Below are 12810 nucleotides of genomic sequence, written 5' to 3'. Positions count from 1 at the left end.
CTACATCTTCAAGCAATCTTTTCTGTCCTCTGCAAATGCCATGTTTGGTAAATTAGTTTACCAATATTTGAAGTATAGTACTATTCACAATGAATGTCAATATCCTCTTTTATTTAAAACACTTTTCTTGCATATTGCATAGTAATTACTTCTATTTTTTGTGCATTTGTCACATATTTCATCACCATAAACTGGTATTTTTTTATTTCATCCTCTTGTTTCTTATTATTTTGTTTTTTAGTAAACCAAATAAAGTTAACTCCGCCATTTTTGTAGTAAACTTTATTATCATCTCTAGCCTTTAGTCAGACTTTTTTACTCAATAGGCATGGCGGTTTTGGAGGACACGCAAATGCAATCGGCGAGGCAATATAACCATCGCCTCGCCTAACCACATCCAACATGATATTTTATTCAATCATCGCATCCACCAAATGGCAGTACCTTTGATTCCCCTCCTGGTAAGTGTGAAATTCGCCGGACACAGTGATTTTGGTCCCCGATTCGGGGTAATCTGCCGGATATTCCATGCTGTCATCCGCAGTCCCATTGCCCGCAATTAGTATTTTTCAGGAATCCGAATATTAGCTGCATTATTAAACTTATATTTTTCTATCATGTGCTTCTTCATACAAACCAAAATATAACGGTAGCAATCCGCTATACCATCTGCAAAGGAACCCGCATTACCTTCACTTAATTGATGAAGCGCTGTAATGACTTGTTTATTGAGATGTGAAAGTGTATGTCTCTTGGACGGATAATAAGCGAAATGATGCCCCCATTCAAGAAGATGATTGGTTTCAGATAATATAACATATAAAGGATCTAAAGTGGTATGTTTCAATATGGCTTCTAAAATATCTGCTAGATAAACAGAACCTGGAGAAGTAAATCTGTCTGCCAACTCGTCCAATTCTTCTCTGGTAAACCGCAAAGCCGCAGCTAAAGCCGCCGGGCGGATAATTAATACCATTAGCTGCAGGGCATGAAGGTAACGCAATGCCTTTTCTACATATCCGGAATTAAGAGCCAGCTGATGAATTTTAGTATCATCAGGTTCTATAACGATAGTACCTTTACCATTTAATGTCTTTACGAAACCTCTTTGTTCCAGTTCTGACAATGCCTTTCTGACTGTCGATAAAGAGACATCATACTGGCTGGCCAGCTGCTTTTCATATGGAAGATACATTCCAATAGAATATTCTCCAAGGCCAATTTTCAGATTCAAGTCGTCAACAATTTTTGAGTAATAGTAATCTTGACCACGCATGGGATTCCACGAAAACGACATACCAGTTTGTACAGGGCATTCAGGCGTAGTGTCTGATAAATTATTTAACGTGTTTTCAATGGCATCCGTAAGTTTTTGATACATAATTGCTAACTGGTGGTACTTTGTGGACGGATCTTCGCCCTTTAATATGTCTATAATAACGCCGGTCACAGATGCAGACCCCTGTAAAAAGTGTTTCGTGAAATAGGGGCAATCTTCTGTAAAAAATGTAAGCTTATTGTAAAGGCCAAATGTAGAATAAAGTTCGCTGAATAAGGAATTACCGCCTATTCTTAATATATCATATCCCAATTTAAAAGGAGGACGCCATCCACCAGCGTAACGTCCCAAACGCAATACCTTCATAGCGTGTTTATAATGTGGCATTATCTCCGCATCGCAGCCCTGCAAGGCAAAAACCAGAAGTGAAGGCAATATTAGAGCAAAGGTCTGATATACCTGTAATATACTTTCCTTCTGTTTCAAAATGTCAAAAACAGTATTCAATGAATTGGGCGTATCTTTTCTTGATACAACGATTGGAGCAAGGCGGGGCTGAATCTCAATCAGCCCTTCTTCCCGCAATGCGTCAAAAACATGGTTAATAGTATATCTGCTTACATGAAATTGCTCGCAATACATCCTTGAAGATAATAAAGAATTTCCAGGAAGTATCTGGCCCTCCAAAATGCACTGTTTAATTTCGTTATATACAAATGTAAATTTTGTTTCTTTTGGTTTCATAACTTATCTCCTATCTGTCTGAATTATATCATGAAGAGCCATTCTTGTCAGCATTAAAAGGACCAACCTATTTGCACTCCTGACCAATATGAGTATTGCCAGTTTATAAAGATAACATTTATAATTAAACCGTAAAATTGGTAGGAAAGAGATTAAGGTTTTATGGAAAAACAGAAAATTTTAATTGTAGACGATTCTGAAATAAATCGAGCTCTTTTGGTAGATATCCTGGAAGAGCAGTATGATGTGGCAGAGGCTGATAACGGTGTCGAAGCAATTGCACTTCTCTCAAAGCAAAGAACGGATTTCTCACTCCTGCTTCTGGATATTATGATGCCTGAAATGGATGGATTTGAAGTGTTGGCATACATAAACAAATACCACTGGAATAATACATTTGCTGTTATCATGATTTCTGCTGATGATTCTCCTGTGAATATAAAACGCGCCTATGATTTGGGGGCCTTTGACTATATCAGCCGTCCCTTTGATTCAACCATTGTTCAGCGCCGAATTTCTAATACGATGTTTCTATATGCACGGCAGCAGCGTCTTGAGAAAATTATCGCAGAACAATTTCACGAGCAGGAAAAAAATAATAAGCTGATGATTTCAATCCTGTCTCATATTGTGGAATTTCGTAATGGAGAGAGCGGCTTACATATACTGCATGTAAATACTATTACAAAGTATTTATTAAAGCAGCTGGTTCGGCGTACCGATCAATATCCTCTGTCCAAAGCTGATATTTCTTTAATCAGTACTGCTTCTGCGCTGCATGATATTGGTAAAATCTCAATTTCCGATGCAATTTTGAATAAACCTGGACGCCTTACGGAAGAGGAGTTTGAAGTGATGAAAACTCACTCGATGGTCGGTGCCAACATGCTGTTAGACCTGCCCATTGAGCAGCAGGAAGTTCCGCTTGTCAAAGTAGCTTCTGAGATTTGTCGATGGCACCACGAAAGGTATGATGGCAATGGTTATCCGGATGGACTAAAGGGAGAAGAAATTCCCATAGCCGCCCAGGTGGTTGCGCTGGCCGATGTATACGATGCTTTGACCAGTGAGCGATGCTATAAGAAAGCTTATTCACATGAAGTAGCTTTGAAAATGATTTTAGAAGGACAATGCGGTGCATTTAATCCTACCCTTTTACTGTGTCTGCAAGAAATTGCGGATACACTTCAAAGTGAGCTTATGGATAACTCTTCTGGACAAGAGACTAAAAATATTCAGGATATAATAAATAAAATAGACTACGATAGGTTGTTTTCCTATGAAAAATACACCTTCCTGTCTCGCAAACAGCGGCATTTGCAATTATTATATATTGATTCGTTAACCAGTGTCTACAACCGCCGTTATTATGACGAACATTTTCAAGACGCAGATAATATTCAAGCAATGGTCGTAATAGATGTAGATAACTTTAAGCATATCAATGATAATTATGGCCACGATATAGGTGACATCGTGTTGCAAAGCATTGCACAAACTGTCTTATCCTGTGTACGAAAAACAGATGCCGTGATCCGTTATGGTGGCGATGAATTTGTAATTATCTTTTTCAGTATACCTGCAGATATATTTGAGAAAAAACTGGAGAGGATCAGATACTCTATTGATAGTCTGATAATTGACGACCATCCCGAACTGCATATGTCTGTAAGCATAGGCGGAGCGTATGGAATAGGAACTACAAAAAAACTCTTCAAAGTTGCAGACAATATGATGTATCAATCAAAAAACACAAAAAACCAAGTGACCATATGTTTTCTTAAAGAGAATGAGGACAGCACAGACAACATTTAAAAAGGAAGAAATGTGATTATGAATCTAAAAGATTGTTATATAAAATTTGGCGGCGATTTTGATGAGGTACTGGGTAGATTGCGGCGGGAACAGACCGTCCAGAAATTTGTATATAAATTCCTGGACGATAAAACTTTCAACTTATTTGAAGTGTCTATGGGTAATAAGGACTATGCAGAGGCTCTCAGAGCCGTTCATACACTCAAAGGAATTTGCCAAAATCTTTCTTTTGCAACGGTGTACAAAGGGAACATAATAAAAAACTTAATAATGGACTGCCAATCTTACACAAAGTACCGCCCAAACGAGACTACGGGCGGTATTTTTGTATCATGGCGGAGAAAGGAGGAACTTCCCACGGGGCTTGACTGAAAAGTTGAGCCCCTTTTTTCATGCCAAAAAACAGGAGGTAAATGCTTATGGCAGATGATAAAACCACAAAAACGCCGGAACAGCCGGTAACGGATAGCGGGCCGGGCAAGGAAACGCCTCCCGCTCCCCCAAAAGAGCCGGAGAAGGTTTCCGTTTCCTCGGAGCCGGAAAAAAAGACGGAACCAGAGGTAAAGAACCCACAGGTTTCTGTCTATAACTTCGCTGAAATTATGAAGGAAAAGAAAGGCGAGGAACGGGCGGCAGCTCCCGGCGTGGAAAAGCCTGACCCGGCAAAAGCGGAGAAACCGGAAAAGCAGCCGGAGGCTCCGAAAAAAGCAGAGGAAAAACCCAAAGAGCCGGAACAGCCGAAGCGCCGGGGCCGCCCCCCGAAAGCAGATAAGGACAAGGACGCAGCCCCGAAGTCCAAAGCTCCCGCACAGAAACCGGAAAAGGCGGTCAAAAAGGAACCGGAGAAAAAAACGGCTCCAACGGTACAGGCCGCTCCCGCTCCGAAAGGACCCGAAAAGCCGAAGGATGCACCACGCCGGGGCAAGGAGCAGATCGTCTATATCAAGCTGAACGAGCTCCACGCCTTCAAGAACCATCCCTTTGAGGTTCGGGATGATGAAGAAATGCGGGCTATGGTGTCCAGCGTTAAGGACAAGGGCGTTACCCAGCCCGCTATCGTCCGTCCCCGTGAGGATGGCGGCTATGAGATCGTGTCCGGCCACCGCCGCCAGAAAGCCAGCGAGCTTGCCGGATATGCGGATATGCCCTGTATCGTCCGAAACCTGACGGATGATGAAGCCATCACCCAGATGGTCGAGGACAATCTGAACCAGCGTGAAGAAATCCTCCCCAGTGAGCGGGCCAAAGCCTTGAAAATGCAGCTTGAAGCTATCAAGCACCAGGGCTCCCGCACTTCGGGCCAGATTGACCCGAAGGACGCTGGCAAACGCTCCAACGAGATCGTGGCCGAGCGCAATAAGATGGCGGTCAAGCAGGTGCAGCGGTATATCCGTCTCAATGAGCTGGTTCCCGACCTGATGAAGCTGATGGATGAAAAAAAGCTGGGCTTTACTACGGCGGTGGAGCTTTCCTATATCGGCAAGAAGAACCAGAACTATATCGCCGTCGCCATTGACAGCCAGCAGTCCTCGCCTTCACAGGCGCAGGCAAAGCGTATGCGTGAGTTGGACGAAAAGAAGCTGCTCAACGGGGATGTGATCGACGGCATTATGATGGAGGACAAAAAGGAGGTAGACAAAGTGATTTTGACAGGTGCGGAACTGAGCAAGTATTTCGGCAAGGAAACTACGCCGAGGGAAATGAAGGACCAGATCATCAAGCTGCTGGACGACTGGAAGGGACAGCAGAAGGAACACGAAAAGCCGGAGAAGAAAAACGAACAGGAAAAGTAAGCCCAAACTTCGGGTCAGCATGGCCCGAGGATTGCGGGGCTCTGCCCCGCGCCCCGAAGCTCTGGAGATATAAATTATTCCCCGTCGCCAGTTATTCCGTAGCATAGCCGGGAAAATCAGTCAAGGGCAGCGCCGCCGCAGGCGGTGCCGGAGGCACCCTTGACGGATTTCTCCCGGTTATGCTTTTTCCCGGTCAAGCGACGGGGATATAAATTCTCCAGAGCCGTTCCCCTTCCCGGGGGAAGGGGCGGAGGGGTTGGGCGAACTCTTGCTTTTCCCTAAACCAAAACAGAAATGGAGGCTCAACCAATGAAACGACCTTTAGCGTACCTGACCGCCGCATGGAGCGGCGAGCCGGATGTTGATATGGAGCTGGCGGCCCACTACTGCCGCCTTGCTTATGAGGCGGGCTTTTCCCCGATCTGCCCGCTCTTGTACCTGCCGCTGTTTTTGAATGACAGCGTTCCCGAGGAACACAAAGCCGGGATTGATATGCGCCGGGATATGCTGCGGCGCTCCCACACCCTGATCGTCTGCGGCAGCGTTGTGGACGAGGATGTGAAAAACGATATTGCGGTTGCCGGGCGGCTGGGCATTGCGGCGACCACACTGGAAGGGGTGCTTGCCGTGAAGGGACACGGCACCCCGGGCCATGCCGGACATTAAGCTGGGGAGCCTTTTTGACGGGATCGGCGTGTTCCCTCTGGCTGCTTCCCGGTGCGGTATCCGTCCGGTATGGGCCAGCGAGATTGAAAAAGCGCCCATCTCCATAACCAAAAGGCACTTTCCCGATATGGCGCATTTGGGAGATATTACGAAGGTGGACGGCGGGAAAATCCCACCTGTCCATATAATTACCTTCGGTTCCCCCTGTCAGAACCTTTCTCTGATCGGCAACCGCTCCGGCCTTGCCGGGGCAAAATCAAGCCTGTTCTATCAGGCGTTTCGTATCATACAGGAAATGAGGGATGCTACTGATAACCTATATCCAGCTATCGCTGTTTGGGAAAACGTCATGGGAGCGTTTTCTACAAATGACCGGATGGACTTTAGAGCCGTCCTATCCGCCTTCTCGGACACCGAAGTTCCAATGCCTCCTTCGGGAAGATGGGGAAACGCCGGAATGGTGCGAGGGGGAACGCCTGATGTGTGCTGGCGGCTCATGGACGCCCAGTATTGGGCAGGCTCCCGAAGGCTGGCACGAAGGCAGCGGATTTTCGTCGTGGCGGATTTTGGAGGCAGACGTGCCGCAGACATACTATTTAAGCCCCGTCCAATGCTCCCACTTCCTCCGCCTTGCGGAGAGGGCGGGCGGGCCGCCGCCGAAGGAGATCGAACAGCTTCTTTTGAAACAGGGCGGCAGATACCAGTCATCCACCCCTTTCAGTGCTTCCGTATGCGGGGAGCGGCAAAAAGGCAGGAAGAAACGTCCTTCCGAAACAGCTTCGGATTACCAACTGACCCTTTTCCCACTCTTTTAGCCAGTGATGTAACGCCCTTTGCCTTCTGGTATGAGGGCGACCCGGAGGGCGGCTGTATCCGTTTTCTGACGGAAACGGAAAGCGAACGGCTGATGGGGCTGCCGGAGGGCTGGACAAAGTACGGGGCGGACGGCGTGGAGATCCGGCCTCTGCAACGCTACAAGGCGCTGGGAAATGCGATTGCCCTCCCTTGCGCCGATTACATTATGGCCGGGATTTATGAGGTGCTGGCTGACCGGGCCGGAAAGGAGGAATGAGCCCATGTTTGAAGCCTATATAACCAATACAGCCCTATACCCCTTAATGGGGATTGAGGTAGGGACAACGGTACATTTCCCCATGACGACACAGGAGTTGCAGGCCGCCCTTGCCAAAATCGGGATAGACGGGAAACGGTACAGCGAAGTGTTCTTTACCAGCTTTGACAGTGATGTGCTGGGGCTCTACGATCATCTCTACGAATGTGAGAACATCGACGAGCTGAACGAGCTGGGCCACGCCCTGCTGGAAGTACGGGATAAGGGCGGACTGGAAACCTTTGAAGCCGCTCTTGTCTTGGGAAACCACACAAGGAGCGTGAAGGATTTGATAAACCTGACGCAGAACCTTGACCTTTACCGCTTTTACCCGGATATTTCCGATGATGAAGGGCTGGGCCATCTGTACGCCGACGAACTGGGGACTATCGACATACCGGAGCACATTCAAGGCTACTTCGATTATGAGGCATACGGACGGGATATGCGTATCAACGAGGGCGGCGTATTCGCTCCCGGCGGATATGTGGCTGCGGACCCGGTTGGCTACAAGGAGCACTACCACGGGACGCAGGACATACCGCCGGAACACCGGGTATTTGCCTATCCCGAAAAGGCCGAGCCCGTCCATTCCATTCTCGGCGCGCTCAAACGATTTCAAGAGGCCCCGCCCGCTCCGCAAAAGGACAAGGCGAGGCCTTCCCATGAGGAACGGTAAGACCTCGGGCCATGCTGGCCCGAAGCATGAAGGAGGTGCATACCATCAACTATTATCCCATCAATGAAGGGGCCGCCTGCCGGGCAAAGGAAATGAACAGCTTTTCCGACTATAAGGAAGGGAGCGCAACGGCGGAATACCGGGCAATGGTGGACAAGGCCGCAGCCATAGCCGAACAGCAAAAGTCCCGGGTAGACCCCATGTACCACGAGAAGATCGACCATCTGCTGGACACCTACGCCCGCAAGCTGGCCGAAAACATGAACCAGAGCTTTGCCATTGACGCGAGGGTTCCCTCTGTGCTGATCGCCGGGCCTTCCAATTTCCCGGTTGGAAAGAAGGAAAAGCAGAACCGGGCGCGGGACAGCAACATGGAGGAATGGCGGCATATTCAAGGGCTGCTGGATAAGATACGCAGCACCGGCATGGGCGGTATCAGCGCCGATGACCCGGCGGCCATTGAAAAGCTCCAGAAGAAGCTCGACGGGCTGGAACGCTCCCAGCTCATTATGAAGGAGGTCAACGCCTATTACCGCAAGCATGGCAAGCTGGACGGCTGCGCGCTGCTGTCGCCTGACCAGATCGAAAAGCTGAAATCCAGCATGGCGTCAAGCTGGCGGAGCGACCCGAGGCCCTTTGAAAGTTACCAGCTTACCAACAACAACGCGGAGATCCGCCGGGTAAAGGCCCGCATCGAACAGCTTTCCAAACAGGCACAGCGGGAGTTTTCCGGCTGGGAGTTCGATGGGGGCCGTGTGGAAATGAACCGGGAGGACAACCGCTTGCAGGTGTTCTTTGACGGAAAGCCTGACGCCGACACCCGGGCCGAGCTGAAAAGCAACGGTTTTCGCTGGGCTCCCAGCGTGGGCGCATGGCAGCGGCAGCTCACAGACAACGCCATCCGGGCGGCTGACCGTCTGGAATGTATCAAGCCGCTGTCCGGCGAAAAGCCCTCCCAGCTTCAAAAGAAGCCCTCTATCTTGCAGACCATGCGGGAACAGGGCGAAAAAGTCCAGGCGGAGCCGGAAAAGAAAGCTCCGTCCGGCAGGGATGCCGAGCGGTAAGCCTCGGGCCACATTGGCCCGAGGTTTTCTGTTGTCCCGGAGTGTACGGGGGCCTCCCGTCTACCGGGAGCCCTGACGGAAAGGAGGTTTTATGCAGGAAGAAGTAAACCAGAAAACAGTTGCCCTTTCGATCAAGACGGCAAAGCTGACAGGAAAAGTGCTGGCCGCCGCTCTTGGCAAGGTGGTTCGGGCGCTGCAAAAGCACCACCGAAAGGCGCTGACCCCGCAGGGCCGCCAGAGCGTGAAGAAGCTGATGAACCACTACGGCGGCAAAAACGCCATGCAGTATGTGGGTGCGCCGAAGGATTTTGACCGGATAGCGAAGGAGTTCCATGTGGACTACGCTTTCCATAAAGTGAGCCCCGGCCATTACCTGCTGTTCTTCAAAGCCAATCAGGCGGACGCCATCACGGCGGCCTTCCAGAAATACAGTACAAAGGTGCTGAACAAAGACCAGAACAAGACTTCTATCCTCGGCCAGCTCCGCAAGCTCACGGAGCAGATCAGGACAAAGCCGAAGGAGAAGCAGCGAACCAGAGAGGCGGTGAAGGACGGACGTTGAGTGACAAGATCAGAAAATATGTGCTCCCCAACCTGCCGTACCTCTTTGTGTTCTGGTTTTTCTCCAAAATCGGGACGGCCTACCGTATCGCGCCCGGCGCAGACTTCGGGACAAAGCTCATGGGGATGCTTGACACTTTCCCCAAAGCCTTTGAAACCTACTGGCCGGGGCTGGGCGGCATTGACCTGCTGGTGGGCCTCGCCGGTGCGGCTGGGGTGTATCTGCTGATACAGTCCAAAATCAAGCAGGCAAAGAAATTCCGGCGGGATGCGGAGTACGGCACCGCCCGCTTCGGAACAAAGGAGGATATAAAGCCGTTTGTAGACCCTAAATTTCAGAACAATGTCATTCTGACCGGGACGGAGTTCCTTACCATGAACACCCGTCCGAAGATACCCGCCAATGCCCGGAACCTAAACGCCTGTGTCATCGGCTCGTCCGGTTCGGGCAAGACAAGGTTCTGGCTGACTCCGCAGCTCCTTCAAGCCCATTCCTCGTATGTGGTGGTAGACCCGAAGGGCGGCACCCTCGACCAGTGCGGGCGGTTTCTGCAACGGGAGAAATACAGGGTGCGGGTGTTCAACAGTATCGACTTTTCAAAATCCATGCACTACAATCCGCTGGCCTATATCAAGACAGAAAGCGATGTTTTGAAATTTGTTACCGCCCTGATCGCCAACACCAAAGGCGACGGCAAGGAGGGCGACGAGTTCTGGACCAAAGCCGAAACCCTTTTGTACTGCGCCCTTGTGGCCTACATCGTCTTTGAGGGGCCGGAGGAAGAACGCAACATGAATACGCTGGTGGAAATGATAAACAGCATGGAAGTCCGGGAGGATGACGAAACCTTCAAAAATGCGGTGGACTATATGTTTGACGGGCTGGAACGCCGCAGCCCCCAGCACTTCGCCGTGAGGCAGTATAAGAAATACAAGCTCGCCAGCGGCAAGACAGCCAAAAGCATTTTGATTTCCTGCGGTGCAAGGCTGGCTCCCTTTGACATTCCCCAGCTCCGGGAGATCATGTCCTATGACGAGCTGGAGCTTGATAAGCTGGGGGATGAAAAATCGGCGCTGTTCTTCCTTATCAGCGACACGGACACCACCTACAACTTTTTGGTTGCCCTTGCTTTTTCGCAGATGTTCAACCTTCTGTGTGAACGGGCTGACAACACCTATGGCGGGCGTCTGCCCTACCATGTGCGGGTGCTGTGGGACGAGGCTGCCAACACCGGGCAGGTGCCGGGGCTGGAAAAGATCGTGGCAGTCATCCGCTCACGGGAGATCAGCCTAACGCTCTTTTATCAGGCTATGAGCCAGTGCAAGGCATTGTACAAAGACCATTCCGAAACCATCATGGGCAACATGGACAGTATCGTGTTCCTCGGAGGCCGGGAAGCTTCCACCCTAAAGGATATTTCGGAAAACTGGCTGGGCAAGGCCACCATCTCCATGCAGACCGAGGGCCGAAGCCGTGGACAGTCTGAAAGTTACAGCCAGAATATGCAGCGGCTTGGCCGGGAGCTGATGACCACCAGCGAGATCACCACCATGCCCGGGGATAAATGTATCTTGCAGCTTAGGGGGCTCCCGCCTTTTCTATCCCCAAAGTATGACTTGAAAAAGCACCCGAATTACAAGTACACAGCCGAATTTGATAAAAAGAAAAACGCCTTCCGCTTGGAAAGCCTGTTCCGTCACCGGCCATTGAGACTAAAGCCGGAGGACGAATACACGGTGTACGAAGTGGACGGCTCCGACACGGACGAAGAAGCTGACCTGTTGAATTTCGATGATCTGGACAGCGACGAGTTTGTGTAACTTCGGGCCATGTTGACCCGAAGCGCCGCCGATGTGGGCGGCTTTTTTTGGACCCAAAACCATCAAACAAACAAAATGGAGGAACGTATATGGAATTTTTCAATCAGGCAATCGACATTCTCAAAATTCTGGTCATGGCTCTTGGCGCCGGTCTGGCGGTATGGGGCGTCATCAACCTTCTGGAAGGTTACGGGTCGGACAACCCTGCGGCAAAATCACAGGGCATTAAGCAGCTCATGGCTGGCGGCGGTGTCGTTCTGATCGGCCTTCAGCTTATCCCTCTGCTGTCCGGCCTGTTCAGCTAAGTGTCACCCGTTGTCCCTTTTTCCAGAAAAGGAGCTGATGTATGGACTTTATCATCGACGCAATCGTTGAATGGCTGAAAGGTCTGCTCGTCGATGGTATCATGGGAAATCTGGACGGCCTTTTCGATAACGTCAATCAGAGCGTTGGCGAGATCGCCACACAGGTAGGCACGACCCCGGCGGACTGGAACGCCGGGGTCTTTTCCATGATACGACAGATCTCTGAAACTGCCATCCTGCCAATCGCCGGGGTCATCCTCACTTTTGTAATGACTTATGAGCTGATACAGATGCTCATAGAACGCAACAACCTCCATGAAGTTGACACATGGATGTTTTTTAAGTGGGTGTTCAAAACCTTTGTGGCTGTGATGATCCTGACGAATACCTTCAATATCGTGCTGGCGGTCTTTGATGTGAGCCAGCATGTGATACAGCAGTCAGCGGGCATTATCCAGAACGGGACAGAGATCACGCCGGATGTGCTGGACAGTCTGCGGACAGAACTTGAGGCGATGGAGTTAGGCCCTCTGTTCGGGCTATGGCTCCAGTCCTTCCTGATCCAGCTTACCATGATTGCCTTAAACATCGTGATCTTCGTCATCGTATATGGCCGTATGATTGAAATTTATTGCGCGTCCAGAAGCGTCGCTTGTCATCCACAGGCGGTGCGTGGGCATTTTGGGAATCCGGCTTTGGCAAGCCGGTAAAGAAAAGTATCAAAGACGCTGAAAAAGCGTCGCTTTAGCGTCAGCCGGTTTACCCCGGAGGGAAACCATAAGGGGGACAATAGCGTACCGGAAACGTCGCAAGTTGGGGAAACCATCTACCCACGACTGAGCGGCAAGACGCAACATTGTGAACGAGGAACAAGGCTAAACTGCTTTAAGGGCAGTCCGAGGCGGGATACTCGACCCGGCGGTGTAGGATGGTTGTATTCGCCGTATGTCATAGCGGAATGTGACAGGTATA

11 protein-coding genes and 1 pseudogene are annotated in these 12810 nt (G+C 49.8%); 11 read left to right on the top strand and 1 reads right to left on the bottom strand.

What is annotated here, in order from left to right; all coding sequences use genetic code 11:
* Positions 1-559 precede the first annotated feature (559 nt).
* Positions 560-2023 carry a GntR family transcriptional regulator gene (locus G614_RS0108660; protein ID WP_027641646.1) on the bottom strand — a complete coding sequence of 488 codons (1464 nt, stop codon included), beginning with the start codon at positions 2021-2023 and terminating at the stop codon, positions 560-562.
* Positions 2024-2185: 162 nt separating this feature from the next.
* Here G614_RS0108660 and G614_RS0108655 point away from each other — a divergent pair, with 162 nt between their 5' ends.
* The 11 genes and pseudogenes from G614_RS0108655 to G614_RS0108605 form a co-directional block, all read left to right on the top strand.
* Positions 2186-3838: a diguanylate cyclase gene (locus tag G614_RS0108655; protein ID WP_027641645.1), complete on the top strand. Its 1653-nt coding sequence runs from the start codon at positions 2186-2188 to the stop codon at positions 3836-3838.
* Positions 3839-3856: 18 nt separating this feature from the next.
* On the top strand, positions 3857-4210 hold the full coding sequence (locus G614_RS32615) for an Hpt domain-containing protein (RefSeq protein ID WP_242828042.1): 354 nt from the start codon (positions 3857-3859) through the stop codon (positions 4208-4210).
* Positions 4211-4251: 41 nt separating this feature from the next.
* A complete protein-coding gene (locus G614_RS0108645) occupies positions 4252-5631 on the top strand; it encodes a ParB/RepB/Spo0J family partition protein (protein ID WP_044917517.1) in 1380 nt (459 codons plus the stop codon).
* Positions 5632-5940: 309 nt separating this feature from the next.
* The gene (locus G614_RS0108640) at positions 5941-6297 is read left to right on the top strand and encodes a hypothetical protein (RefSeq protein WP_009901612.1); all 357 of its coding nucleotides are present in this window, start codon (positions 5941-5943) and stop codon (positions 6295-6297) included.
* Positions 6284-7369 carry a DNA cytosine methyltransferase gene (locus G614_RS0108635; protein ID WP_025992000.1) on the top strand — a complete coding sequence of 362 codons (1086 nt, stop codon included), beginning with the start codon at positions 6284-6286 and terminating at the stop codon, positions 7367-7369. The genes G614_RS0108640 and G614_RS0108635 overlap by 14 nt, the downstream gene beginning before the upstream one ends.
* Positions 7370-7373: 4 nt before the next feature.
* Positions 7374-8087: an antirestriction protein ArdA gene (locus G614_RS0108630; protein ID WP_027641643.1), complete on the top strand. Its 714-nt coding sequence runs from the start codon at positions 7374-7376 to the stop codon at positions 8085-8087.
* Between the two features lie 14 nt (positions 8088-8101).
* Positions 8102-9151 (top strand): hypothetical protein, encoded by a 1050-nt coding sequence (locus G614_RS0108625; RefSeq protein WP_027641642.1) that lies wholly within the window; start codon positions 8102-8104, stop codon positions 9149-9151.
* A 91-nt stretch (positions 9152-9242) separates the two neighbouring features.
* Positions 9243-9713 carry a PcfB family protein gene (locus G614_RS0108620; RefSeq protein ID WP_027641641.1) on the top strand — a complete coding sequence of 157 codons (471 nt, stop codon included), beginning with the start codon at positions 9243-9245 and terminating at the stop codon, positions 9711-9713.
* Complete coding sequence (locus G614_RS0108615) at positions 9710-11533, top strand: VirD4-like conjugal transfer protein, CD1115 family (RefSeq protein ID WP_027641640.1); 1824 nt, start codon at positions 9710-9712, stop codon at positions 11531-11533. The genes G614_RS0108620 and G614_RS0108615 overlap by 4 nt, the downstream gene beginning before the upstream one ends.
* 89 nt (positions 11534-11622) lie before the next feature.
* Entirely contained in the window at positions 11623-11838 is a 216-nt protein-coding gene (locus G614_RS0108610; RefSeq protein WP_016306504.1) for a Maff2 family mobile element protein, read from the top strand.
* A 41-nt stretch (positions 11839-11879) separates the two neighbouring features.
* Positions 11880-12470 (top strand): annotated as a pseudogene (locus tag G614_RS0108605) (VirB6/TrbL-like conjugal transfer protein, CD1112 family); the annotation flags it as partial.
* Between the last annotated feature and the right edge of the window lie 340 nt (positions 12471-12810).

The organism is [Clostridium] clostridioforme AGR2157 (genome assembly GCF_000424325.1).
GTDB lineage: Bacteria > Bacillota > Clostridia > Lachnospirales > Lachnospiraceae > Enterocloster > Enterocloster clostridioformis_A.
The sequence above is the reverse complement of the archived record's forward strand: the minus strand, read 5'-3'. Positions and strand labels throughout refer to the sequence as shown.